Annotated in this window: 23 protein-coding genes and 1 tRNA gene; 10 read left to right on the top strand and 14 right to left on the bottom strand. The window is 73.1% G+C overall.

All coding sequences use genetic code 11. The annotated features are described in order from the left end of the window. Positions 1-62: 62 nt before the first annotated feature. Positions 63-833, bottom strand: a complete 771-nt coding sequence (locus EAO77_RS04375; protein ID WP_147986793.1) for an ABC transporter ATP-binding protein — start codon at positions 831-833, stop codon at positions 63-65. 383 nt (positions 834-1,216) lie between these two features. Between EAO77_RS04375 and EAO77_RS04370 the strand changes: the two genes are divergently transcribed. Further along, positions 1,217-1,298 (top strand) — tRNA-Leu (locus EAO77_RS04370). 85 nt (positions 1,299-1,383) lie between these two features. Here EAO77_RS04370 and EAO77_RS04365 read toward each other — a convergent pair. Continuing rightward, complete coding sequence (locus EAO77_RS04365) at positions 1,384-2,628, bottom strand: PQQ-binding-like beta-propeller repeat protein (protein WP_261993794.1); 1,245 nt, start codon at positions 2,626-2,628, stop codon at positions 1,384-1,386. A gap of 262 nt (positions 2,629-2,890) precedes the next feature. Between EAO77_RS04365 and EAO77_RS04360 the strand changes: the two genes are divergently transcribed. Beyond that, complete coding sequence (locus EAO77_RS04360) at positions 2,891-3,781, top strand: Bax inhibitor-1/YccA family protein (protein WP_147986791.1); 891 nt, start codon at positions 2,891-2,893, stop codon at positions 3,779-3,781. Between the two features lie 85 nt (positions 3,782-3,866). On the opposite strand, the gene EAO77_RS04355 is transcribed toward EAO77_RS04360, so the two are convergent. Next, positions 3,867-4,097, bottom strand: a complete 231-nt coding sequence (locus EAO77_RS04355) for a DUF4287 domain-containing protein (RefSeq protein WP_147986790.1) — start codon at positions 4,095-4,097, stop codon at positions 3,867-3,869. A gap of 98 nt (positions 4,098-4,195) precedes the next feature. On the opposite strand from EAO77_RS04355, the gene EAO77_RS04350 reads away from it, so the two are divergent. Further along, entirely contained in the window at positions 4,196-4,528 is a 333-nt protein-coding gene (locus EAO77_RS04350) for a hypothetical protein (protein WP_187283112.1), read from the top strand. Positions 4,529-4,599: 71 nt separating this feature from the next. Here the strand turns inward: EAO77_RS04350 and EAO77_RS04345 are convergent, their stop codons facing one another. The 3 genes from EAO77_RS04345 to EAO77_RS04335 form a co-directional block, all read right to left on the bottom strand. After that, positions 4,600-5,478 carry a hypothetical protein gene (locus EAO77_RS04345; RefSeq protein WP_147986789.1) on the bottom strand — a complete coding sequence of 293 codons (879 nt, stop codon included), beginning with the start codon at positions 5,476-5,478 and terminating at the stop codon, positions 4,600-4,602. Positions 5,479-6,060: 582 nt separating this feature from the next. After that, entirely contained in the window at positions 6,061-7,281 is a 1,221-nt protein-coding gene (locus EAO77_RS04340; RefSeq protein WP_147986788.1) for an acetyl-CoA C-acetyltransferase, read from the bottom strand. A gap of 258 nt (positions 7,282-7,539) precedes the next feature. After that, on the bottom strand, positions 7,540-8,553 hold the full coding sequence (locus tag EAO77_RS04335; protein WP_147988936.1) for an SGNH/GDSL hydrolase family protein: 1,014 nt from the start codon (positions 8,551-8,553) through the stop codon (positions 7,540-7,542). A gap of 150 nt (positions 8,554-8,703) precedes the next feature. Here EAO77_RS04335 and EAO77_RS04330 point away from each other — a divergent pair, with 150 nt between their 5' ends. Then, positions 8,704-10,089: a cystathionine beta-synthase gene (locus EAO77_RS04330; protein WP_147986787.1), complete on the top strand. Its 1,386-nt coding sequence runs from the start codon at positions 8,704-8,706 to the stop codon at positions 10,087-10,089. 307 nt (positions 10,090-10,396) lie between these two features. On the opposite strand, the gene EAO77_RS04325 is transcribed toward EAO77_RS04330, so the two are convergent. Then, positions 10,397-10,822 (bottom strand): hypothetical protein, encoded by a 426-nt coding sequence (locus EAO77_RS04325; RefSeq protein ID WP_147986786.1) that lies wholly within the window; start codon positions 10,820-10,822, stop codon positions 10,397-10,399. A 177-nt stretch (positions 10,823-10,999) separates the two neighbouring features. On the opposite strand from EAO77_RS04325, the gene EAO77_RS04320 reads away from it, so the two are divergent. After that, positions 11,000-11,839 carry a MurR/RpiR family transcriptional regulator gene (locus tag EAO77_RS04320; RefSeq protein ID WP_147986785.1) on the top strand — a complete coding sequence of 280 codons (840 nt, stop codon included), beginning with the start codon at positions 11,000-11,002 and terminating at the stop codon, positions 11,837-11,839. A gap of 322 nt (positions 11,840-12,161) precedes the next feature. Next, the gene (locus tag EAO77_RS04315) at positions 12,162-12,695 is read left to right on the top strand and encodes a hypothetical protein (RefSeq protein WP_147988935.1); all 534 of its coding nucleotides are present in this window, start codon (positions 12,162-12,164) and stop codon (positions 12,693-12,695) included. 17 nt (positions 12,696-12,712) lie between these two features. Here the strand turns inward: EAO77_RS04315 and EAO77_RS04310 are convergent, their stop codons facing one another. From EAO77_RS04310 to EAO77_RS04285, 6 genes are all read right to left on the bottom strand, one after another. Next, entirely contained in the window at positions 12,713-13,084 is a 372-nt protein-coding gene (locus EAO77_RS04310) for a hypothetical protein (protein ID WP_147986784.1), read from the bottom strand. Positions 13,085-13,172: 88 nt separating this feature from the next. Further along, a complete protein-coding gene (locus EAO77_RS04305; protein ID WP_410088234.1) occupies positions 13,173-13,559 on the bottom strand; it encodes a roadblock/LC7 domain-containing protein in 387 nt (128 codons plus the stop codon). 82 nt (positions 13,560-13,641) lie between these two features. Continuing rightward, positions 13,642-14,409 (bottom strand): transcriptional regulator, encoded by a 768-nt coding sequence (locus EAO77_RS04300; RefSeq protein WP_147986782.1) that lies wholly within the window; start codon positions 14,407-14,409, stop codon positions 13,642-13,644. Then, a complete protein-coding gene (locus tag EAO77_RS04295; RefSeq protein WP_147986781.1) occupies positions 14,406-14,825 on the bottom strand; it encodes a hypothetical protein in 420 nt (139 codons plus the stop codon). Before EAO77_RS04295 ends, EAO77_RS04300 begins: the two co-directional genes overlap by 4 nt. A gap of 182 nt (positions 14,826-15,007) precedes the next feature. Beyond that, positions 15,008-16,384, bottom strand: a complete 1,377-nt coding sequence (locus EAO77_RS04290; protein WP_147986780.1) for an APC family permease — start codon at positions 16,382-16,384, stop codon at positions 15,008-15,010. 110 nt (positions 16,385-16,494) lie between these two features. After that, positions 16,495-16,959: an SRPBCC family protein gene (locus tag EAO77_RS04285; protein WP_147986779.1), complete on the bottom strand. Its 465-nt coding sequence runs from the start codon at positions 16,957-16,959 to the stop codon at positions 16,495-16,497. Positions 16,960-17,122: 163 nt separating this feature from the next. Between EAO77_RS04285 and hutU the strand changes: the two genes are divergently transcribed. From hutU to hutI, 4 genes are read left to right on the top strand one after another with little or no spacing between them, the layout of a single operon-like run. Next, complete coding sequence (gene hutU / locus EAO77_RS04280) at positions 17,123-18,787, top strand: urocanate hydratase (protein ID WP_147986778.1); 1,665 nt, start codon at positions 17,123-17,125, stop codon at positions 18,785-18,787. Continuing rightward, positions 18,784-19,995 carry an allantoate amidohydrolase gene (locus tag EAO77_RS04275; protein WP_261993793.1) on the top strand — a complete coding sequence of 404 codons (1,212 nt, stop codon included), beginning with the start codon at positions 18,784-18,786 and terminating at the stop codon, positions 19,993-19,995. The genes hutU and EAO77_RS04275 overlap by 4 nt, the downstream gene beginning before the upstream one ends. Further along, positions 19,986-21,338, top strand: coding sequence for a formimidoylglutamate deiminase (locus EAO77_RS04270; protein WP_147986777.1), 1,353 nt, complete (start codon positions 19,986-19,988; stop codon positions 21,336-21,338). Before EAO77_RS04275 ends, EAO77_RS04270 begins: the two co-directional genes overlap by 10 nt. A gap of 17 nt (positions 21,339-21,355) precedes the next feature. Next, on the top strand, positions 21,356-22,624 hold the full coding sequence (gene hutI, locus EAO77_RS04265; protein WP_147986776.1) for an imidazolonepropionase: 1,269 nt from the start codon (positions 21,356-21,358) through the stop codon (positions 22,622-22,624). A 53-nt stretch (positions 22,625-22,677) separates the two neighbouring features. Here the strand turns inward: hutI and EAO77_RS04260 are convergent, their stop codons facing one another. Then, positions 22,678-23,550 (bottom strand): NAD(P)H-binding protein, encoded by an 873-nt coding sequence (locus tag EAO77_RS04260; protein WP_147986775.1) that lies wholly within the window; start codon positions 23,548-23,550, stop codon positions 22,678-22,680. Positions 23,551-23,821: the final 271 nt, after the last annotated feature.

Here is a 23,821-nt window from a genome sequence, read left to right as displayed (position 1 = left end):
CGGGGCCGTGGGACCTCGATCGGAGGGGGGACGGGGAGCCGCTGGGGCGAAGGCCCCGGGCGTCAGCTGGTGCGGCCCTTGGCGTCGAAGGCCTTCATGCGGTCGAGCACGCCCTCGGCGGTCGGGTGCGGCATCTCGTCGACGATCCGTCCGTCCGCGAGGAAGACCACCCGGTCCGCGTAGGAGGCGGCCACCGGGTCGTGGGTCACCATCACGACGGTCTGGCCGAGTTCGCGCACCGAGTTCCGCAGGAAGCCGAGGACTTCGGCGCCGGAGCGGGAGTCCAGGTTCCCCGTCGGCTCGTCACCGAAGATGATCTCCGGGCGGGACGCGAGCGCGCGGGCGACGGCGACGCGCTGCTGCTGTCCGCCGGAGAGCTGGGTCGGCCGGTGGCCGAGCCGGTCGCGCAGCCCGATCATGTCGATGACCCGCTGCACCCACTCCTTGTCGGGCTTGCGGCCCGCGATGTCCATGGGGAGCGTGATGTTCTCCATCGCGGTGAGCGTCGGGAGCAGGTTGAACGCCTGGAAGATGAAACCGATCTTGTCGCGACGCAGCTGCGTCAGCTGCTTGTCCTTGAGCGAGCCGAGCTCGGTGTCGCCGATGCGCACGGAGCCGGAGCTGAAGGTGTCGAGGCCGGCGACACAGTGCATGAGCGTCGACTTGCCGGACCCGGACGGACCCATGATCGCGGTGAACTCGGCCTGCCGGAAGTCGACGCTGACGTTGTCGAGCGCGACCACCTGGGTCTCGCCCTGGCCGTACACCTTGGACAGGTCCGTGGCGCGGGCGGCCACGGAGGTGGCTCGGTGGGCGATGGGCGTGGTGGTCACGTGGGGGCTCCTGTCGGCGTTGCTGAGGGACGTTCCCATCGTCTCGGCCGTACGGCGCCGGATCGTCACTCCCGATGCCCGTCTTGGGGGCCCTCTCGGGTCGGACCGGGGAGGCGCTGCGTCATCCTTGGGTATGACAGGACCCCCGAGAGGTCCCACAGCTCGCCACCTGGCCGCCGGGCGGCCGAAGTGGCGGCATTTTTCCGTCAATCCCGGCTGCCCCCAGGGGCGGCGGGCGAGGGCGCGCGCCGCATGCCCATGCGCCCCCACCAGCCCTGACGCCGCATCAAGCGCCAATAAAATCAGACAACATCGGGCCATCGGCCCGAGGGGCGGATCGATCTCCACCGATAGGCTCCGCACCAGACGCTGACCGCGTGCACGCCCGGATGGTGGAATGCAGACACGGCGAGCTTAAACCTCGCTGCCCCTCGGGGCGTGCCGGTTCGAGTCCGGCTCCGGGCACAGCGTCACTCGGCCTCCGCCCCCTCCACCGTGCCCGGGACCGCCGCCCCCACGCCCCCTGCACGGCGGCCCCGCGAGGGACGGGTCAGACGGCCGGGAGGACGCTCAGCTTCCGGGCGTGCAGAGCGGCCAGGCGCCTGCCGGACGAGACGACGTACCACTGCTCCACCGAGCCCGAGCCGTCGTTCCAGGTCCAGCGCAGCTTCCCGTCGCGGGCGTCGTAGGCGTGCACCCCGCCGTCCTCGTCGAAGCGGGTCGCCCCGTAGAGCGTGTTCCCCACCTTCGCGAACTGCACCGGGTAGGCGCTGTCGAGCAGGGCCTCGTTGCGCCACAGCCGCCGCCCCGACGCCGGGTCCACGGCCCAGAGCGAGCGGGTGCTGTCCGAGACGTAGAGGACGCCGTCGAGCACGGCCGGACCGTTGAACGAACTGAACTCGTCGGTCGCCAGCGACCATCGCTCCGCCCCGCTCTCCAGCGCGAACGCGCGCAGCGTCCGGCCGTCCGGGACGATCACCAGTCCGTCGTGGACGACGAGGCGGTCGAGGCTGGACCGGCCGATCTTCTTCGTCCACAGCTGCCGGCCGCTCATGGTGTCGCGGACGGTCACGTTCTCCCGGGAGTCGGTGTAGACGAGCCGCCTGCCGCTGACGGCGGAGTGGATCCCGTACTCCTCGGTGCCCGCGTCCCGCCGCTCGCTCCAGACCGCCTTCCCGGTCCGGGTGTCGATCGCCGCGATCACGTTCCGGGACGAGCTGAAGTCCTTCTCCAGGATGCCCGCGACGACGTAGACCCGCTCCCCGTCGGCCCCGACCGGCCGCGGCTGGGCGTACCGTCCGCCGAGCCGGCTGCGCCAGACCTCCTCGCCGGTCGCCGGGTCCAGGGCCACGACGTCCCCGTCGTACGCGGTGCTCGCCAGGTACAGCCGGCCGCCGCCGAGGATCATCCGCGCACCGGGGACCGCCGTCCGGGGGCGGGACCAGAGCTCCTTCCCGGTGGCGAGGTCGCGGCCGACCAGCGGTTCGCCGGATACGAGCACCACGTCGCCGGCGACCGCGAGGGTGTCCAGGCTGCCGAGCGCGCCGGCCGCGGCCGGGGCCTGCCACAGGGGCCGGGGCGCGGTGCCCGGCGCAGGGGTGGTGAAGGAGTCGCCGGACGGCTCCCCGGAGCCGCTGCCGCCCCCCGCGTCCGCGTCGGCCTCCGGGCTGCAGCCCGTCAGCGCGGCCGCGGCCAGGACGAGTCCCGCGCCGGCGGCCCCCAGCAGCCGCCTGCGTGCCACCGCCGCGCCCCGGACGTCCCCCGCGCCGGCCGGGTCCGCTTCCTGTGTCCTCACGGTGTCTCTCCCCACCCCCGTGCCCGGTCCGCCCCACCGGCGGGCCGCGGCGGGGCCAGCCAACCACCGGAATCCGGACATGGCCGGTGGCGGTACCGTCCCGCGACAGCGCTGTGAAACATCTGTCACACCCGTCACAGCCTGCGGGCGGGCCGGAAACGCGACGATTCCCGAAAGATCCTCCCTGGGCACTAGGGTGCTTCTTTTGCTTGCGCATTACTCTTGACCTCAAGGCCGCGCAGGGTGGCCATGGAGGAGTGAGATGAGGAGCAGCAACCCGGTCTTCTCGCGACGGGGGTTCAGCCGCGACAACGGCTACGCCGGTTTCCACGCGCAGCAGCCGCAGGCCGGGGGCCCCGCCGCAGGTACGAACCCGTACGCGCAGGCCCCGGCCAACCCGTACGCGAGCAACCCCTACGCCCCGGCGGACACGCAGCACGGCGCTCCGCCGCAGGCTCCCGCCCGCTCGGGTGCCATGACGATCGACGACGTCGTCACCCGTACCGCCATGACGCTGGGCACGGTCGTCCTCACGGCGATCCTGTCCTGGGTGCTGCTGCCGGTCGACGAGGCCAACATCGGCAAGTCGTACGGCATCGCCATCGGTGCGGCCCTGGTCGCGATGGTGCTCGCCCTCGTCCAGTCCTTCAAGCGCAAGGCCTCGCCCGCGCTGATCCTGTCGTACGCGGCCTTCGAGGGCGTCTTCCTCGGTGTCATCTCCAGCGCGGTCTCCACGTACATCGCCGACGGCGTGGTCGCCCAGGCGGTGCTCGGCACGATGGCGGTCTTCGCCGGCGTGCTGATCGCCTACAAGATGCGCTGGATCCGCGTCACGCGCCGTTTCTACGGCTTCGTGATGGCGGCCGCGATGGGCTTCGTGCTGCTGATGATGGTGAACCTGCTGTTCGCCGTCTTCGGCGGCGGTGACGGCCTCGGCTTCCGCAGCGGCGGCCTCGGCATCCTGTTCGGTGTCATCGGCATCGTTCTCGGCGCCTGCTTCCTCGCCCTGGACTTCAAGCAGGTCGAGGACGGCATCGCGTACGGCGCTCCGCGCGAGGAGTCCTGGCTGGCGGCCTTCGGCCTCACCCTGACCCTGGTGTGGATCTACCTGGAGATGCTGCGTCTGCTGTCGATCCTGCAGGGCGACGACTGACGCACCGCTCCGCGTCCTTGACGCACGAAGGGCCCGTCCGGCGGAAGCCGGGCGGGCCCTTTCGTCGCGCGTGCGGGTGAAGCCGCTACGTCAGCTTCCGGGCGGCGCGCCTGAGGTCGTACTCGTGGATGATCGCTTTCGCGTGGCCGTACGCGAGGTCGTGCTCCCCGCGGAGCCAGCTGACCTTCTCCTCGAAGCGGAACAGGGACGGGCCTTCGTCGACCATGCGCAGCCAGTCGGAGATCTCACGGCCGGTGCATTCGGGGATTCGGGAGAGCAGATTTCGATGGGTCTCTTCGGAGAAGACTTGGGACATCGGCGCCTCCGGACGCATTGCGCGTGTGCTCTTCACGCCACCGTGCCTGAGCCCCGGCGTATTGGCAACAGCCCCGGAGGGGCGCGTAGGGTCGCGGCGTGCTGGATACGACGGAACTGACGGACGCGGTGGAGCGCTTCTCGGACCGGCTGAGGGCGGCCCCGCAGAGCCGGCTCCAGCGGGGCGCTGCGGCCGAGGGACTGGCGCTCGCCAGGGAATTGTCCGTGCGGGCGCAGCGCCTGGAGTCGCCGGGGGAGCGGCCGAGGATCATGCCGGACGTCGGCGTTTTCGCCGTCGCCGACCAACTTCTGGTGGCCGGCCGTGATTTGGCCGAAGCCTGTCGCACGGGCCCCGAGGGGGCGGCGGACCGGAGCGACATGGACGCCGCCGTCGCCCTGGTGCGGGCTGCGGCGGCGCGGTCCGGGCTCTGAGGGGGCGCTCCGGGGCGTCCGGGGCCCGGGCGGTGCCGGTCACACACGGTGCCGGCGCGCGGGCCCGGAGCTCAGTGGGAGGCGATCACACGGTCGGCGAGGATGTAGACGCTCTCGTCGCCGCAGGTGAAGGTCAGGGCGTAGGCGCCGGAGACGCCGGACCCGCCCAGCAGGACCGGGGCCGTACCGGAGCGCAGCGCGTCGGCGAGGCGCTCGGCGGTCTCCCTGTGCCCGGGGGTCATGCACAGGGTCGTGCCGTCGGTGAAGACGTACACGTCCAGCGTGCCCAGGGGGCCGGGCCGCACGTCGGCCAGTTCGGTGCCCGCGTCGGCGAGCTCCTCCAGCCGCGCCACGGTCCGCTCGTGATCCGTCACCACGGGCGTCTGGACCGGGACGAAGTCCGGGTGCGAGGGGTGCCGCCGGCGGGCGGCGGCCAGCTCGGGGGAGTCCTCGGCGTACTCCGTCGTCTCCGGCAGGTCGGCCAGGCCGGCGACGTCGGCCGTGTCGGCCATGGCGTCGAGGGCCTCGACCGCCTCCAGGTCCATGGCCTCCAGACCCGCGAAGTCGGCCTGGCGCGGCACGTAGAACGGCGTGATGTCGTCGCCGCCGCCGGTGAGCCCGCCCAGCAGCGAGGAGTCGCCCGGGAAGCGGGCGGAGGCGTCGGCCGCGTCCCTGGCCTCCTGGGCGGCCCAGAAGGCCCGCGCCTCGGCCAGCTCGCGCTCCCGCTCCTCGGCGAGGGCCTCGGCGACCGCCGCGCGTATCTCGGCGGTGTCGCTGCTGCGGGCCTGGGGGACCGACGCGGTGGGGCCGGTGCCGTACGACGACGCGGCGAGTTCGGTGCGCAGCGCGGCCACCTGCCTGCGGAGCCCGTGGGCGGCGTGCAGGGCAGCGGCGCCCACGGCCGTGGCGGCGGCCGTGGTCAGCAGCAGGGCAAGAGACATGGCGCTCACTGACGTACTCCCGATTTCACTCGATACCCCCGACTTCCTACATCAGCTTGCGGTGCCCCCGTGCCTCCTGTCAGTGCATTACGTCACGAATTGGACAGGACTTTGTGCCTCGTGTTTGACCGCGAAGCGGCGATGACCTGCTGAAACGGTTCTCCCCCAGGAGATAGGTCACATCCTGGGGGAGATTGAGTCACGAACCGGGATCCACTGCGCGTAGACCGCCGCGCGGCCCGGCCCCACGGGGCCGGGCCGCGCGGCGGTCGGGAGCGGCTCGGCTCGGCTCAGCCGCTGTGTGTGGGTGGGTCGCGTTTCGCTTCGCCACCGCTGCGGGCAGGTGCCGCCCTTGTTCCTCGGGCGACCCCTACCCTCCGCTCCGGCTCGGCTCAGCCGCTGTGTGTGGGTGGGTCGCGTTTCGCTTCGCCACCGCTGCGGGCAGGTGCCGCCCTTGTTCCTCGGGCGACCCCTACCCTCCGCTCCGGCTGGGCTCAGCCGCTGTGTGTGGGTGGGTCGCGTTTCGCTTCGCCACCGCTGCGGGCAGGTGCCGCCCTCGTTCCTCGGGCGACCCCTACCCTCCGCTCCGGCTCAGCTCAGCCGCTCGATGACCATGGCCATGCCCTGGCCGCCGCCCACGCACATCGTCTCCAGGCCGAACTGCTTGTCGTGGAACTGGAGGCTGTTGATCAGCGTGCCGGTGATGCGGGCGCCGGTCATGCCGAAGGGGTGGCCGACCGCGATGGCGCCGCCGTTGACGTTGACCTTGTCGATGTCGAAGCCGAGGTCCCGGTAGGACGGGATGACCTGCGCCGCGAACGCCTCGTTGATCTCGACCAGGTCGATGTCCGCGCTGGTGAGCCCCGCGCGGCTCAGGGCCTGCTTCGACGCCTCGACCGGGCCGAGGCCCATGATCTCGGGGGAGAGGCCGGAGACGCCGGTGGAGACGATGCGGGCGAGCGGGGTCAGGCCGAGCTCGCGGGCCTTGGTGTCGCTCATGATGACGAGCGCCGCCGCGCCGTCGTTGAGCGGGCAGCAGTTGGCCGCGGTGACCAGGCCGTCGGGGCGGAAGACGGGCTTGAGGCCCTGGACGCCCTCCAGCGTGACGCCCGCGCGCGGGCCGTCGTCCTTGCTGACCACGGTGCCGTCGGGGGTGGTCACGGGAGTGATCTCGCGCTCCCAGAAGCCGTTCTTGATGGCCTCCTCGGCGAGGTTCTGCGAGCGGACGCCGAACTCGTCCATGTCCGCGCGGGTCACGCCCTTCCAGCGGGCGAGGTTCTCGGCGGTCTGGCCCATCGCGATGTACGCGTCGGGGACCAGGCCGTCCTCGCGCGGGTCGTGCCAGGTCGAGCCCTCGGACTCGGCCACGGCGACCGTGCGGGCCTCGGCCTCGGCGAAGAACGGGTTGTGCGTGTCCGGAAGGCTGTCGGAGTTGCCCTTCACGAAGCGGGACACCATCTCGACGCCCGCCGAGATGAAGACGTCGCCCTCGCCGGCCTTGATGGCGTGCAGCGCCATGCGGGAGGTCTGGAGCGAGGAGGAGCAGTAACGGGTGACGGTGCAGCCCGGGAGGTGGTCCATCCCCATCTGGACGGCGACGATCCGGCCCAGGTTGTTGCCCTGCTCGCCGCCGGGCAGGCCGCAGCCGAGCATCAGGTCGTCGATGTCGCGCGGGTCCAGCTCGGGCACCTTGGCGAGGGCCGCCTGGATGATCGTGGCGGTCAGGTCGTCGGGCCGCAGCTCCTTCAGGGAGCCCTTGAAGGCCCGGCCGATGGGCGAACGGGCGGCAGAGACGATCACGGCTTCGGGCATCACGGCTCCATGAGGGAAGGGGGTGACGGGCTGTCTGGGAAGTTACCGGTACGTATGCCCGCGGTCACGGTACGGGCCGTGTGATGCGGGCCTCTTTTCTAAGCGGGCGCTTGCTCAGTACCGAGTGTGCCACGCCGGCCCCCTCCCGCGCCGGGCTCTTCGCCGTCGTCCCGGGGCGACACGCGTCCGGGCGCCCTGGCGCCCGCGCCGCCTGCGCGCCGTCGCCCGCCCGGAGCCGCCGGGCGGGCGACGGGCGGGTCAGGACGGGCCGGCGCGGTCCTCGGCCGGGGCCGCGTGGTCGGCGGGCTCGTGGGACGTGGCGTCCGCGGCCGGCAGCCGGCGCCGCCGCCGGTGCTTGAGCAGCGCCCAGGGGGCGCGGGCGCCCGTGACCTCGGTGCCCGCCTCCGACGCGGCGGTCGCCGCCGCCCTCGCCACCGGGAGCATGTCCTCGTCGCGGTCGACGTCCAGCGCGTCGCTCTCCGGCCACAGGCCGAGCGCCGCGCACAGCGTGGGCAGCATCGCCATCGCGGCCGTCGCGTAGCCCTCGGCCGACGGGTGGTAGTTGTCCGCGCCGAACATCTCCCGCGGATTGGCCGCGAACTCCGGCCCGAGCAGGTCGCCCAGCGAGACCGTCCGTCCGCCCTGCTCCACCACCACGATGGTCTGGGCCGCCGCCAGCTGGCGGCTGACCCGGCGGGCCAGCCAGCGCAGCGGCTGGTACACGGGTTCGATGGTGCCGAGGTCGGGGCAGGTGCCGACGACGATCTCGGCCCCGGCGGTGCGCAGCCTGCGCACGGCGGAGGCCAGGTACCGCACCGACTCGGTGGGCGGCATCCGGTGGGTGACGTCGTTCGCCCCGATCATGATCACGCAGACGTCGGGGGTCCGGGTGCGGTCCGCGAGGAGCTGGGTGACCTGACGTTCCAGGTCGTCCGACCGGGCTCCCGGCAGGGCGATGTTCCGGACCTCGACCGGGCGCTCGGCGACGGCCGCCAGCCCGGACGCGAGCAGGGCGCCGGGGGTCTGCCCGGCCCGGCGCACCCCCTGGCCCGCCGCCGTGGAGTCGCCCAGAACGGCCAGGTGGAGCGGGTCGGCCCTGCCGAAGGAGAGCCCGTACAGGCCGTTTCCCCGTGGCGGGATCGGCGCCGTGCCGCCCCCCACCGTGCGTTTCGCCAGCTGGACCTCGGCCAGCAGGACCCCGACGGCCGCCGCGCCGATGAGCCCGACGCTGCCCCCGCCGTATGCCGCACCTGCCGCGATGCGCCTGGCCACCCTCGCCCTCGACACAGCCACCTCCTCGCGGTCGTCCCGGACCGCCGTCGTGCGCGTACAAGACGTAACTGCCCCGTAGCCGCCGTCGCCCAATCACGCGCGTATCCGGCATACGCTGGCCGCACCATTACGGAGACCCCGGAGAACATTGTGCGTATCCACGACTCGATGATCAGTCTCGTCGGCGACACCCCGCTGGTGCGGCTGAACAACGTGACCGAAGGCATCTCGGCGACCGTCCTCGCCAAGGTCGAGTACTTCAACCCGGGCGGTTCGGTGAAGGACCGGATCGCCCTGCGGATGATCGAGGCCGCCGAGCAGAGCGGCGAGCTGCGGCCCGGTGGCACCATCGTCGAGCCCACCAGCGGAAACACCGGTGTGGGACTGGCGATCGTGGCCCAGCAGAAGGGCTACAAGTGCATCTTCGTCTGCCCGGACAAGGTGTCCACCGACAAGATCAACGTGCTGCGCGCATACGGCGCCGAGGTCGTCGTCTGCCCGACGGCCGTGGACCCGGAGCACCCGGACTCGTACTACAACGTCTCCGACCGGCTGGTCCGTGAGACGCCGGGCGCCTGGAAGCCCGACCAGTACTCCAACCCGAACAACCCGCGCTCGCACTACGAGACCACCGGTCCCGAGCTGTGGGCGCAGACCGACGGCCGGATCACCCACTTCGTCGCGGGTGTCGGCACCGGCGGAACCATCTCCGGCACCGGCCGCTACCTCAAGGAGGTCAGCGACGGCACGGTGAGGATCGTCGGCGCCGACCCGGAGGGCTCCGTCTACTCCGGCGGATCCGGCCGCCCCTACCTCGTCGAGGGCGTCGGCGAGGACTTCTGGCCGAGCGCCTACGACCGGACCGTCACCGACGAGATCGTCGCGGTGTCCGACAAGGACTCCTTCCAGATGACCCGTCGGCTCGCCAAGGAGGAGGGCCTGCTCGTCGGCGGTTCCTGCGGCATGGCCGTGGTCGCCGCGCTGAGGGTCGCCGAGCGGCTCGGCCCCGACGACGTCGTGGTGGTGCTGCTGCCGGACAGCGGCCGCGGCTACCTCTCCAAGATCTTCAACGACGAGTGGATGGCCGACTACGGCTTCCTGGAGAGCGGCGGCGCCAGCGTCGCCGAGGTGCTGCGCCACAAGGAGGGCGGCGCGCTGCCCAGCCTGGTGCACATGCACCCGGAGGAGACGGTCGGTCAGGCCATCGAGGTGCTCCGCGAGTACGGCGTCTCGCAGATGCCGATCGTCAAGCCGGGCGCGGGCCACCCCGACGTGATGGCCGCCGAGGTCATCGGCTCGGTCGTGGAACGCGAGCTGCTGGACGCGCTGTTCACCCAGCGGGCGTCGCTGCACGACCCGCTGGAGAAGCACATGTCCGCCCCGCTGCCCCAGGTCGGTTCCGGCGAGCCCGTCGCGGACCTGATGGCCGTTCTCGGTGACGCGGCCGACGCGGCGATCGTACTGGTCGAGGGCAAGCCCACGGGTGTGGTGAGCCGTCAGGACCTGCTCGCCTTCCTCGCGGGCGACGTGAAGTGAGGTCAGGGCGCCGGCCGGCCTGACACCTTCGCGCAAACGGTACGAGCACGTCACGTCCGCGCAGCACCCGCTTAACACGCGTCCTGCACAGTGGACGGTGTCGGCAGGGGGACCGGGCAGGTGACCCGGCCGGCGAGAACGGCGTCCAGGACTACGGAGCGGCTCCCGGACCTCCAGGACGCCCAGGACGCGTCGACCGGCCCTGACCCGGTCCGTGTCCTTCGCGGGGACCGCCGTCGTCCCGCCCCCCGGTCCGCCGGGGGTGCGGCGGTCCCCGCGCCGATCTCCCGGCGCGGGGACGGGACGGTCAGTCCTCCCAGTCGGACGCGCGGCGCCGGTCGGCGGCGCGCTGCCACGGCCACATGTGGGCCGCGTTCGCCACGTTCACACCCACGATGCCCAGCCAGGTGACGACCAGGCCGGCGAGGTCCGCGTTGGCCACACCGATCGCCGACAGCGGGATCGCCAGGACCAGGGTGACGACGGCGAAACCGAAGCGTTCGCCGAAGCGGGACTCCGGTGAGCGGCCCGGATGGGCGCCGCCGCGGGCCACGACCATCTGCTGTTCGGCCAGCTGCCGGCGGACCCTGCGGTCCACCGTGCCGTCCACTCGCTGCTCGATCTTCTCCAGGAACGACTCCACGAGCGCGGAGTCGTACTCCTCGCCCAGGTCGCGGCGGGCGTGAAGGGTGGCGTCGAGCTCCTTCTTGAGCTCTTGGTCGCGGGCTTCCATAGGAGGAACGGTAGAAGAGCGGGGGGCGCCGGTCAGTGGGGCTAGCACCCCTCTTGGGGTGGGGAGCCCCCGCGGGTGCTCCGGTACGGACCTACCCGCACGTACCGCTTGCCGCGCCTGTATATCGTCATGCAGAGTTCTTGGTGACTGAATACGGGGCCGGACGAGGGGATGGCAATGAGCGACAGCCCTGCCGCGCGGCTGCAACTGCTGTTCGAAGGGCACCGGCTCACCCCCACCCAGCGGCGCATCGCCCACAGCATGGTCCGGAGGGCGGCGGACGTGCCGTTCCTGTCCAGCGTCGAGCTCGCGGACCTCGCGGGGGTCAGCCAGCCCTCCGTCACGCGCTTCGCGGTCGCGCTCGGCTTCGACGGCTACCCGGCGCTGCGCAGGCATCTGCGCGAGGTCGCGCCGCCGGAGACCGCCACGGCGCACGCGGACGAACTCAACGAGTACCAGCAGGCGGTGCAGGCCGAGATCGAGAACCTGCGGCAGCTCTCCGCGATGCTCGCCGACCCCGCGCCCGTCGAACGCGCGGGGCGGCTGCTCGCCGCGTCCCGCCCGCTGCCGGTGCTCGGACTGCGCGCCGCCTCCTCGCAGGCACGCGGGTTCGCCTACTTCGCCGCCAAGGTCCACCCCGACGTGCGTCTCCTCGACGAAGGCGGCTCGATGCTCGCGGACCGGGTCGACGCCGCGCGCCGGGCGGGCGCCACGGCGCTGATCTGCTTCGCGCTGCCGCGGCACCCCCGGGAGGTGGTGGCGGCGCTGGAGTACGCCCGCGCCGCCGGGCTGACCGTCGTCACGGTCGCCGATTCGGCCTTCGCGCCCGTCGCCGCCCACAGCGACCTGCTGATCCCGGCCGCCGTCGGCACCGGCCTCGCCTTCGACACCGCCTGCGCCCCGATGCTGCTGGGCCGGGTGCTGCTGGAGGCCATGTGCGACGGCCTGCCGGACGCGCAGGCGAGGCTGGAGGACTTCGACGCCCAGGCCGCGGCCCGCGGTCTCTTCACGGACTGACCTTCTGCCGGCCGGGGCCCCGGGACGTCGGCGGCCGCTCGCCCCGCCTCGCCGCGCGTCGTTCCGCCCCGGCTGCCGGCGGGTCCGGACCGCCGGGCGCACCGCGCAGCAGCCGTCCCCAGGGCGCGTTCTCGTGGCGCGTTCTCATGGTGCGTTCAGAAAGAAGCACTACCGTCCCTCGCCGACGGAAGCGGGTCCGTCCGGCGGGGCGCGGGGCGGCGACGGAGGGAGTGGGCGAGTGGGGCGCGGCCAGGTGCGGTCCCGGGCGGGACGCGGCGCGGTGACGGGTGAGGGCAGGCGCGGCACGCAGTCGCTGGCGCGCGTGGCGGTGGCCGTGCGGGCGGGCGCGGCGCCGCTGTGGTGGGCCGGGGTCCTCGCGGCGGGAGTCGGAGTGTGGCTGCCGGGGCTGACGGGGCGCCGGATCGGCGTCTGGGCGGGGGCGGCCCTCTTCCTGGTGACCGCCGTCGCCGTCGCGCTCGTACGCCGCCGGCGCTACACCCACTTCGCCGGCTGCGGCACCCGCGCGGGCCGGCACGACGTGCTCCAGGACCGCAGGGTGACGCTGCGGCTGAGGCGGCGCGCCGGGCGCCGGTGGCTTGTGGCCGCGTTCGCCGCGGCCGTCGGCTCCTCGTTCGCGGTGCCCGCCGCGGGAGGGGCGCTGCTCGCCGGGGCCGGGGCCGGACTGTGGGCGAAGGCCCTGTGGATCGGCCGGGTCGAGCGGGACGCGGACGTCCTGCTGTGGGTGCGCACGGACTGGCTGCCGGGCGGACCGGTGGGCAGGCACGTCAAGGGCTTCCGCACGACGGGGATCGCGGCGGGCGACGCCGCGCCCGGCGGGGCGCGGCGCCGGCGCTGAGTCGGCCGGACGGTCGCTCAGACCTCCAGCTCGGCCTCGATCTTCCGCAGCTGGTGGCGGGCCATCGCGAGGTTGGCGCGCTGCTTGTCGAGCGCCAGGTACAGGAACAGCCCGTTGGATCCGCGGCTCTTGAGCAGCCGGATCATGTGGTACTGGGTGTCGAGGGTGATCAGGATGTCCTCGATCTCCTCCTTCAGCCCCAGGTGCTCCATGGTGCGCACCTTGGCGCGGACCACGTCCGTGTTGCCGGCGGCCGCGACGTTGAGGTCGAGTTCCTTGCCGCCGCCGATGGTGCCCAGGGCCATGCCGCTGGTGTAGTCGACGAGGGCGGCGCCGATCGCTCCATCGATGGTCATCGCTTCCTTGAGCGCTGTTTCGGTGTTGGCCATGGCGGGCGCACCTTCCTTCCGTCTGGTCCGGTTTCTGCCGGCTGTGGTTGCGTTGCGTGCGGGTTGTCTGGCGGGGGTGGCAGCCATGTCAGGCGTCCTGTGTCCGTTCGAGCGCGCCGTCGACGAGCTCCCCGATGCGGGCACCGGCGCGGCGGGCTTCGAGATGGAGCCGGCCGACGTTGATCCTCGGCTCGGCCAGTACCGTGAGCACGGCCGACGAGCCGGCCGCGTAGGTGGCGACGTATCCGGTCTCGCCGCGGACGAGCAGTTCCTTGAAGCCGCCCTGACCGGTCGCCTCGGTCAGGCGCAGTGCGACTCCGAGCGCGGCGGCGGTGAGGGCGGCGACCCCTTCCGCCTCGGCGGTGTCCGACGCCAGTACCAGGCCGTCGGCGCTCGCCGCGAGCGCGCCGGTCAGCTGCGGCACCCGGGCGCGCAGCCGTCTGATCTCGCCGAGCACATCGGCTTCGGCCGTCATGAGCTGTCTCCTCTCGGCGCGCAGCCGCAGCGCGCGCCTCATGACGGGACACGCCGGGCCCGGTGGGTCGGGCGGCGGTGATTCACAGGCTTGCCTCCAGTGCGTCGCGGAGCCGGCGGAGCAGGGCGATGTCCGGATCGGCGGGGAACTGGGAGACCCAGCCGGGCAGCGGGCCGCCGGTGTCCGTCACCGGCTCGGACGGTGTCTCGACGAGTCCCGCGGCGGCCATCCGCCGCACCTCGACCAGGGTGTTGAAGGCGGGGCGGCCGAGCGCCCTGGCGATGGCCGACGGCGTGCGCACGCCGTCGGCCATCGCGAGCAGGTCCCGCTGCCGCCGGGAGGCCGCGGCGCGTGCGGAGCCGGGGACGAGGGGGGCGGTGTCGACCTCGGGGTAGGGCCAGACGGTCTCCAGCAGACCGCGGCGTCTGCGCGCCTCGCGGGCCACGTCCGCCGCGGGCACCGGACGGATGCTGCCGATCCAGTGCGCGACGCCGTAGCGGAAGCGGGTGGGTCCGCTGGTGGGGGCGAGGGCGAAGAAGGCGGCGTCGTGGAGGGCGGCGAGATGACAGATCTCCAGCTCGCCGTCGGCCAGCTGGCCGCTGTCGACCAGGAACCGCGCCACCTCGCGCCGGGCCCCGGCCTGCGCGACGGCCTCCTCCCAGCCGGTGCGGGGCAGCCGCCCGCTCGCGGTCAGCAGGACGTCGATGCCGGGCGCCGCCGGGCTCTCGGCGTGCACGACCTGACCGTCCGCCAGGTAGAGCGCGCCGTGGTCGCGTACGAGGACGCCGGTGGCGCGTTCCTCGGCGAGCCGGGCGAGCATCGGGGAGACGGCCGTCGCCGCGGAGGTCATCCGAGCACCAGCCGCTCGGCGATGTCGGCCATCCGCAGTCTGGCGAGGGCGAGGTTGCCGGTGTCCCGGTCGAGCCAGAGGTGGAGGAACACGCTGCTGTCGAACGTGGTCTCGACGAAACGGATCACGTGGTAGCCGTTGCGGGTGGTGACGATGAGGTCCTCCACCGGTAAGCCCTTGATGCCGCGCTCCTCTGCGGAGGGCCCCGCGGGGTCGGTGTCGTCGGGGGCGAACGACGGGTACTCGGCGGCCATCCTGGCGAGTTCGGCCGTCTCCGCCGCCGTGGCCTCCACGTCGCCGCCGGGGGTCTCACCGATGGCGCCGAGCGCGAGCCCGCTGGTCCAGTCCACGATCGCCGCTCCGCGCGCCCCCGGCACCACCATGGCCTGCAGCAGGCATTCGTCGATTCCGGGCACGCGGAACTCCCCTCCCCGCCTCGGTACGGCCCGCACGGATGCGTGCCGGTGACGGAGAGGCTACGCAACGTGGCCCTTGCCGTGGGCAGTTCTGGCAAATTCACGTGGGACATGCCCCGGTGCGGATAAGGTCCGCGGCCGAAAACCGCCGACGCGGTGGACGCGGCGGCCCGGACGGCCGCTCACTGCTCCGGCCGCAGCCTCAGGAACAGCTTGTTCACGCCCCACAGCAGCACACCGATGCCGATCAGCACCCCGGCGCGGATGTAGACGTCCGCAGCCCGGTCGGCGAGCGGACTGGCCAGAACCAGTGCGGTGAGGGCGCCGAGCACGGGCAGGACGGTCGGCGTCCGGAAATGCGCGTGGTCGACCCGGTCCCTGCGCAGCACCAGGACCGTCACGTTGACCACGGCGAAGACGCAGAGAAGCAGGAAGGAGGTGGTGTCGCCGAGACCCTCGATCTCGCCCGTCGACACCAGGCCGATGGCGAGCACGGTGACGAAGACGATCCCGGTGACCGGGGTGCGGCGGCGGGGGAGCACCTTGCCCATGGCCTTCGGCAGAACGCGTTCGTTGGCCAGTCCGTAGCAGAGCCGCGAGGCCATCATGATGTTGATGAGGGCGGAGTTGGTGACCGCGAAGAGGGCGATCAGCGCGAAGAGTTTGGGCGGGAAGTCGACCCCGCCCGCCTTGACGACCTCCAGCAGGGGTCCGCTGGAGCCCTCCAGGGTGCGGTGGTCGACGAGCAGGGAGGACACCAGCGCGACGAGGACGTAGATGGTGCCGGTCACGGCGACGCCGATGAAGATGGCGCGGGGGAAGGTGCGGACGGGGTCCTGTGTCTCCTCGGCCATGTTGACCGAGTCCTCGAAGCCGACGAAGGCGAAGAAGCCGAGCGCGGTGGCGCCGAGGACGCCGGTGATCAGGGCGTACCCGGTGCCCGACGCCTCGAAGTCGGTCAGCCGGGCCGGCTCCCCGTCGCCGCTGAGGACGGCCCAGGCGCCGATGCCGAGGATCACCGCCAGGCCGGTCAGCTCGACGGCCGTCAGCACCACGTTGGTCTTCACCGACTCCGACACGCCGCGCAGCGCGAGGCAGGCGAGGGCGATGATGAACACGACGGCTATCAGGGTGGCCGGTATCGCGTCGGTGAACTCCTGGAAGTAGTCGCCGCTGAAGGCCCGGGCCGCCGCGCTGGCGGACGACAGGCCGGAGCAGATGACCATGAAGGCGACGATGAAGGTCAGGAACGGCACCTTGAACGCCTTCTGGGTGTAGAGGGCGGCGCCGGCGGCCTTCGGGTACTTCCCGACGAGTTCGACGTACGACGCGGCGGTCAGCAGGGCGACCACGAATCCGATGAGGAACGGCAGCCACAGGGCGCCGCCGACCTTGCCGGCGACCTTGCCGGTGGTGGCGTAGATGCCGGTGCCGAGGATGTCGCCGATGACGAAGAGGACGAGCAGTTTCGGGCCGATGGCCCGCTTCAGGGAGGGGGACCCCTCCGCCTCCGCCGTCCCTGTCGTCTCCGTGGTGGGCCGTGGGCCGGATCCGCTCATCGAGGTCCTCTTCCGCTCGCCGGTGGAGATTTTTCTGCCCGGTGCGGCTGAGGTGATTCCCCGCACTTGCGCACGGGTGCGCGGCCCGAGGGCCGTTGCGTCGGCGGGGGTCAGTGCGTGCGGTGCTCCACGGCGCGGGCCACGTCGGCCAGATCGCGGGCGATCGCCTTCCGTACCGCCCGCGCGCCGAGTGGCCCGAGCGCCTTGGCCAGTACGCCCCTGAGGCCGCCCGGGGGGACGGCCGTGAAGGTCATCCGGACGGTGGTCGTCTCGGGGCCGGCGGTGAGCAGCCGGAACTGCGAGATGTAGCGGGTGCCGTGCGACTCGGCCTCCACCATGTAGCGCTCGGGCGGTTCGCAGGCCGTCACCCGCATCTCCTCGGTGGCCTCCTTGCCGAACATCCGCCGGGTCTCGCGCCAGCGGGTGCCGAGGCCGAAGGCGCCCGGGGTGAGCACCTCGACCTTGTCGACGCCGCTGAGCACGGACTCCCAGGAGTGCAGGTCGGTCATCGTCTCCCACACCCGTCCGGGAGGCGCCTCGATCAGCCGGTCGACCACGACTGTGCTGGTAGCCATGTCTTCCATGGAACCACCGGGGTGCGGCTGCCGCCTCACGCCGCGGGCACGGGACGGTCCCCGGTGGTTGACTAGAACTATTCATGCAGCCAGGATGTGAATAGAGCTGTGAACAATCAGGGTCCGCGACCGCGGACGCCGGGTGACGCGAGGAGGCATCGCCATGTCAGGACCCCGCCCCGTACGGGCACCGCGCGGTACGGAACTGAGCGCCCTGGGATGGCAGCAGGAAGCCGCCCTCCGCATGCTCCAGAACAACCTCGACCCCGAGGTCGCCGAGCACCCCGACAAGCTCGTCGTCTACGGCGGCACCGGCAAGGCGGCCCGCGACTGGCGCTCGTTCGACGCCATGGTGCGCACGCTGAGGACCCTCAAGCAGGACGAGACGATGCTCGTCCAGTCCGGCCGCCCGGTCGGCGTCATGCAGACCCACGAGTGGGCCCCCCGCGTCCTGATCGCCAATTCCAACCTCGTCGGCGACTGGGCCAACTGGGAGGAGTTCCGCCGCCTGGAGGCCCTCGGCCTCACCATGTACGGCCAGATGACGGCCGGCTCCTGGATCTACATCGGCACCCAGGGCATCCTCCAGGGCACCTACGAGACCTTCGCCGCCGTCGCCGCCAAGAAGTTCGGCGGCACGCTCGCCGGCACCATCACGCTGACCGCCGGTCTCGGCGGCATGGGCGGCGCCCAGCCGCTCGCCGTCACCATGAACGACGGCGTCGCGATCTGCATCGACTGCGACCCCCGCGCCATCGAGCGCCGGATCGAGCACCGGTACCTGGACGTGAGGGCCGACAGCCCGGCCCACGCCCTCCGGCTGGCGACCGAGGCGCGCGACGCCCGCCGGCCGCTCTCCATCGGCCTGCTCGGCAACGCCGCCGACCTGCTGCCCCAGCTGCTCGCCGAGGGCGCGCCGATCGACATCGTCACGGACCAGACCTCCGCCCACGACCCGCTGGCCTACCTGCCCGCGGGCATGGCCTTCGAGGACATGGCGGACGCGGCGGCCAAGGACCCGGCGGGCTTCACCACCCGCGCCCGCGAGTCCATGGCGCGCCACGTCGAGGCGATGGTCGGCTTCATGGACGCCGGCGCCGAGGTCTTCGACTACGGCAACTCGATCCGCGGCGAGGCCCAGCTGGCCGGCTACGACCGGGCGTTCGCTTTCCCCGGCTTCGTCCCCGCCTACATCCGCCCGCTGTTCTGCGAGGGCAAGGGCCCGTTCCGCTGGGCGGCGCTGTCCGGTGAGGCGTCCGACATCCACAGGACGGACAAGGCGATCCTCGACCTCTTCCCGGAGAACGAGTCGCTCCACCGCTGGATCAGGATGGCCGGCGAGCGCGTCCACTTCCAGGGCCTGCCCGCCCGCATCTGCTGGCTCGGCTACGGCGAGCGCGACCGGGCCGGCGAGCGCTTCAACGACATGGTCGCCTCCGGTGAGCTCCAGGCCCCGCTGGCCATCGGCCGCGACCACCTCGACTGCGGCTCCGTCGCCTCCCCGTACCGCGAGACAGAGGCCATGCTCGACGGCTCCGACGCCATCGCCGACTGGCCGCTGCTCAACGCCATGGTCAACGTCGCCTCCGGCGCCTCCTGGGTCTCCCTCCACCACGGCGGCGGGGTCGGCATGGGCCGCTCCATCCACGCCGGCCAGGTCACGGTCGCCGACGGCACCCCGCTCGCGGGCGAGAAGATCCGCCGGGTGCTCACCAACGACCCGGGCATGGGCGTCATCCGCCACGTCGACGCCGGCTACGACATCGCCGAGTCCGTGTCCGACGCCAGGGGAGTCCGCGTCCCGATGCGGGAGGACGGCTCCGCGTGAGCGAGACCTTTCACGCCATGTGGCGGTCGCTGCGGCCCATCGGCCGCAGCGCCGCCTCCGGCGGCTACCGCCGCTACGCATGGACCGGGGCCGACGCCGACTGCCGGCTCTGGTTCCGGATGCAGGCGGAGGCCCGGCGGCTGGACTACGAGGTCGACCGGAACGGCAACCAGTGGGCCTGGCTCGGCGACCGGGAGGCCGGCGACGCCGTGGTCACCGGCTCGCACCTGGACTCCGTCCCCGACGGCGGCGCGTTCGACGGCCCCCTCGGCGTGGTGTCCGCCTTCGCCGCGCTCGACGAACTGCGCTCCCGCGGCGTCCGTTTCACGCGCCCCTTCGCCGTCGTCAACTTCGCCGACGAGGAGGGCGCCCGCTTCGGGCTCGCCTGCGTCGGCTCCCGCCTCGTCTCCGGGCAGCTGACGAAGGAACAGGCGTACGCGCTGCGCGACGCCGACGGGATCAGCCTGCCCGAGGCCATGGAGGCCGCGGGCCACGACCCCGCGGCCATCGGCCCCGACCCCGGGCGGCTCGCCCGCATCGGCGCCTTCGTCGAGCTCCATGTGGAGCAGGGCAGGGCCCTGGACCTCTCCGGGGACGCCATCGGCATCGCCTCGGCCATCTGGCCGCACGGGCGGTGGCGGTACGACTTCGCCGGCGAGGCCAACCACGCGGGCACCACCCGTCTCGTCGACCGCCGCGACCCGATGCTCACCTACGCCGAGACCGTCCTCGCCGCCCGGCGCGAGGCCGAACTCGCGGGCGCGGTCGCCACCTTCGGCAAGATCGCCGTCGAGCCCAACGGGGTCAACGCCATCCCCTCCCTCGTCCGCGGCTGGCTCGACGCCCGCGCCGCCGACCACGAGGCACTCGACACGGTCGTCGCCGGCATCGAGGCGGCCGCCCACGAGCACGCCGCCCGCCAGGGCATCGACCTCACCGTCGTGCGGGAGTCGTTCACCCCGGTCGTGGAGTTCGCGCACACGCTGCGCGACGAGCTCGCGGGCATCCTCGGGGAGAAGACCCCCGTCCTCGGCACGGGCGCGGGACACGACGCCGGAATCCTCTCCGGATCAGTCCCGACCGCGATGCTGTTCGTACGCAACCCCACGGGCGTCTCGCACTCCCCGGCCGAGTCCGCGGCCGAGGACGACTGCGCCGCCGGGGTCCTCGCGCTCGCCGACGTACTGGAGGGTCTCGCGTGCAGGTGACGTACTGGCTGGAGCATGCCTGGCTCGACCCGGCGGTCGAGCCGGGCGTGGTCCTGACCGTGTCGGCCGGCAGCTCCGGCACGGACGGCCGGATCACCGAGGTGCGCACCGGGACCGGCACCCCGCCGCCCGGCGCCGTCGTCCTGCGCGGACTGACCGTCCCCGGCCTCGCCAACGCCCACTCGCACGCCTTCCACCGGGCGCTGCGCGGCACCGTCCAGGTCGGCTCCGGCACCTTCTGGACCTGGCGCGAGGTGATGTACCAGGTCGCCTCCCGCCTCACCCCGGACACGTACCACGCCCTGGCCCGCGCGGTGTACGCGGAGATGGCGCTGGCCGGCATCACCTCCGTCGGCGAGTTCCACTACGTCCACCACGCGCCCGGCGGCACGCCCTACGCCGACCCCAACGCGATGGGCGAGGCCCTGGTCGCGGCAGCCGCCGACGCCGGCATCCGGATCACTCTGCTCGACACGGCCTACCTCTCCTCCGGCTTCGGCGCCGCCCCCGACCGGCACCAGCTGCGCTTCTCCGACGGGACGGCCGACGCCTGGGCCGAGCGGGTGTCCCGGCTGAAGGAGGGGGACGGCGCCCGCATCGGGGCGGCCATCCACTCCGTACGCGCCGTGCCGGCGGACCAGCTGGCGACCGTGGCCGCCTGGGCCGCCGAGCGGGGCGCCCCGCTCCACGTCCACCTCTCGGAGCAGACGGCGGAGAACGACGCCTGCCTCGCCGCGCACGGCCGCACGCCCACGGAACTCCTCGCCGAGCACGGGGTGCTCGGCCCGCGGACGACGGGCGTCCACAACACCCACCTCACCGAGCACGACATCGCGCTCCTCGGCTCCTCGGCCACCGGCACCTGCATGTGCCCGACGACCGAACGCGACCTCGCCGACGGCATCGGTCCGGCCGTCGCCCTCCAGCGCGCGGGCTCCCCGCTCTCGCTCGGCAGCGACAGCCACGCCGTCGTCGACCTGCTGGAGGAGGCGCGGGCCATGGAACTGAACGAGCGCCTGCGCTCCCGCACCCGCGGCCACTGGACCGCCGCCGCCCTGCTGCGGGCCGCGACGGCCGACGGCCACGCCGCGCTCGGCTGGGGGGAGGCGGGCAGGCTGGAACGGGGCGCGCTCGCCGACTTCACGACGATCGCCCTGGACTCCGTCAGGACAGCGGGGCCGGTGCCGCGTCTGGCAGCCGAGACGGCGGTATTCGCAGCGTCGGCAGCGGATGTCCGGCACACGGTCGTGGGCGGACATCAGGTCGTGAAGGACGGGGTCCACCGCTCCGTACCGGACGTGGCCCGCGCCCTCGCGGACTCGATCGCCGCCCTGCGCGGCTGAAGGAGGCACCCCTCACCATGAACACGGGCCCCGCCGCGACGAACAAGCCGGTGGCGACCTCCGGCCCCACGAGCGCGAACAGCGCCGTGGCGACGGACGCCACCGCCATCGTCAACATCGCAAGTCTGGTCACCAACGATCCCTCCCTCGGTGAGGGAACGCCCCTCGGCCTGATCCGGGACGCGGCCGTCGTCATCGAAGGCGACCGTGTCGTCTGGGTCGGTGAATCAAGCAAAGCACCCGCCACCGACAACCGGCTCGACGCCGGCGGGCGGGCGGTGATCCCCGGCTTCGTGGACTCCCACTCGCACCTGGTCTTCGGCGGCGACCGCACCGCCGAGTTCAACGCCCGGATGTCCGGTCAGCCGTACGCCGCGGGCGGCATCCGCACCACCGTCGCGGCCACCCGCGCCGCGAGCGACGACGAGCTGGAGGCCAATCTCGTCCGCCACCTCGGCGAGGCGCTCCGCCAGGGCACCACCACGTTCGAGACCAAGTCCGGTTACGGGCTCACCGTCGAGGACGAGGCCAGGGCGCTGCGGATCGCCGCGCGCCACACCGACGAGGTGACCTACCTCGGCGCCCACATCGTCTCCCCCGACCTCGCGGACGATCCGGCGGCCTATGTCGCCCTCGTCACCGGCGAGATGCTCGACGCCTGCGCGCCGTACGCCCGCTGGGTCGACGTGTTCTGCGAGAAGGGCGCCTTCGACGGCGACCAGGCCCGCGCGATCCTCACGGCGGGCAGGGCGAAGGGCCTCGTACCGCGCGTGCACGCCAACCAGCTCACGTACGGCCCCGGTGTGCAGCTCGCGGTGGAGCTCGACGCCGCGTCGGCCGACCACTGCACCCATCTCACCGACGCGGACGTCGACGCCCTCGCCGGCGGCTCCACGGTGGCGACGCTGCTCCCGGGTGCGGAGTTCTCCACCCGCGCGCAGTGGCCCGACGCGCGGCGCCTGCTCGACGCGGGCGTCACCGTCGCCCTGTCGACGGACTGCAACCCCGGCTCCTCGTACACCTCGTCGATGCCGTTCTGCGTCGCCCTCGCCGTGCGCGACATGGGCATGACGCCCGACGAGGCCGTCTGGTCCGCGACGGCCGGCGGGGCCGCCGCCCTGCGCCGCACGGACGTCGGCCGCCTGACCCCGGGCGCCCGCGCCGACCTGGTCGTGCTGGACGCCCCGAGCCATGTCCACCTCGCCTACCGCCCGGGCGTCCCGCTGGCGGCCCGTGTCCTGCGCGCGGGCCGGACGGTCGCGGCCGTGCCCACCGGTCACCCGTAGGGGCCGCGCCCGGGAGCGGCCTTCGGGATGCCCGCTCCCGGGCCGGGGGGACGTCAGGCCAGCAGGTGGGCGTAACTGCGCGGGTGCGCCGTCAGGTACTCGCGCAGCGACTGGGCCCGGTGCCCGGCGAGCCGGGGCACCGCGTCCGAGACGAGCGCCATCTCGCCCGCGCCGATCGCCTCGTAGGACGTCACCCAGCCCGTCACCTCCCACTCCTCGGCGCCGAATCCGGCGCGGGAGGCGAACGCCTCGTCATGGGACTCGGAGAGATAGCGGATCGTGCGCCCGGTGGCGAGGGTGAGTTCGGCGGCGGCCTCGGCGAGGGAGAACGCCGACGGCCCCGTCAGGTCGTACACCGCGCGGTCGTGCGCGCCCGTCCCGTCCAGCAGGACGGCGGCGGCCGCGTCGGCGATGTCGTCGTGCGCCACCGCCGCGACCCGGCCCTGGCCCGCCGGTCCGCGCAGCACACCGTCGGCGCCGGTCATCGCCGGGATCGCGGCCAGGTAGAAGTTGTCCCGCAGGAAGGTGTGGCGCACCCGGGCGGCCCGGATGTACTCCTCGGTGTGGAAGTGGTCGCGGGCGAAGGTGAAGGTCGCCTGCGGGGACGCGCCCACGAACGAGAGGTACACGATGCGGCCCACGCCCGCCGCGAGGGCCGCGTCCACGGCCGTGTGGTGCTCCCGCACCCGGCCGGGGGCCTCGTGGGCGGAGACCAGGAAGAGGGTGTCCGCCCCGTCCAGCGCCCGGCGCATGGCCTCGCCGTCGGCGTAGGCGGCGGCGGGTGCCGCCACCGCGCCGGGCAGCCGGGGCAGCCGGTCCGGGTCGCGGCCGATCAGCCGGGTCGCCGCACCCGCGTCGGCGAGCCGGCGCGCCACCCTGCCGCCGACCCGCCCGCCGGCTCCGGTGACTGCGATGACCTCGGGCATGACACGGTCCTCTCGACGACTGCACGACTGCACGACTGCACGGCCGCACCGGTGGGACGACCGCACCGCCGCCCGTCCGCGTGACGCGTCCGCGTGCCGCGTCCGTGCGGCGTGCTCCAGTGTCACCGGGTGCCCTCGGCCCGCGCGGCACGACATGCGGCCGATACCCGGGAAGCCACCGCGTGCCCGCACCGGACCCGCAACGGCGCGCGGGGGCCCGTTCCCTGACGGGACGGGCCCCCGCGCGCCGTGCACAGGCCGTGGGCGGCGG

This window comes from Streptomyces sp. T39 (assembly GCF_008042045.1).
Taxonomy (GTDB): Bacteria; Actinomycetota; Actinomycetes; order Streptomycetales; family Streptomycetaceae; genus Streptomyces.
This window is presented reverse-complemented; position numbering and strand designations above follow the sequence as displayed.

Excerpts from the sequence above, each read along its gene's own strand:
- EAO77_RS04360 (WP_147986791.1), top strand. The coding sequence starts at position 2,891 with ATGAGGAGCAGCAACCCGGTCTTCTCGCGACGGGGGTTCAGCCGCGAC.
- EAO77_RS04355 (WP_147986790.1), bottom strand. The coding sequence starts at position 4,097 with ATGTCCCAAGTCTTCTCCGAAGAGACCCATCGAAATCTGCTCTCCCGA.
- EAO77_RS04340 (WP_147986788.1), bottom strand. The coding sequence starts at position 7,281 with ATGCCCGAAGCCGTGATCGTCTCTGCCGCCCGTTCGCCCATCGGCCGG.
- EAO77_RS04325 (WP_147986786.1), bottom strand. The coding sequence starts at position 10,822 with ATGGAAGCCCGCGACCAAGAGCTCAAGAAGGAGCTCGACGCCACCCTT.
- EAO77_RS04320 (WP_147986785.1), top strand. The coding sequence starts at position 11,000 with ATGAGCGACAGCCCTGCCGCGCGGCTGCAACTGCTGTTCGAAGGGCAC.
- EAO77_RS04310 (WP_147986784.1), bottom strand. The coding sequence starts at position 13,084 with ATGGCCAACACCGAAACAGCGCTCAAGGAAGCGATGACCATCGATGGA.
- EAO77_RS04305 (WP_410088234.1), bottom strand. The coding sequence starts at position 13,559 with ATGACGGCCGAAGCCGATGTGCTCGGCGAGATCAGACGGCTGCGCGCC.
- EAO77_RS04300 (WP_147986782.1), bottom strand. The coding sequence starts at position 14,409 with ATGACCTCCGCGGCGACGGCCGTCTCCCCGATGCTCGCCCGGCTCGCC.
- EAO77_RS04290 (WP_147986780.1), bottom strand. The coding sequence starts at position 16,384 with ATGAGCGGATCCGGCCCACGGCCCACCACGGAGACGACAGGGACGGCG.
- EAO77_RS04285 (WP_147986779.1), bottom strand. The coding sequence starts at position 16,959 with ATGGCTACCAGCACAGTCGTGGTCGACCGGCTGATCGAGGCGCCTCCC.
- hutU (WP_147986778.1), top strand. The coding sequence starts at position 17,123 with ATGTCAGGACCCCGCCCCGTACGGGCACCGCGCGGTACGGAACTGAGC.
- hutI (WP_147986776.1), top strand. The coding sequence starts at position 21,356 with ATGAACACGGGCCCCGCCGCGACGAACAAGCCGGTGGCGACCTCCGGC.
- EAO77_RS04260 (WP_147986775.1), bottom strand. The coding sequence starts at position 23,550 with ATGCCCGAGGTCATCGCAGTCACCGGAGCCGGCGGGCGGGTCGGCGGC.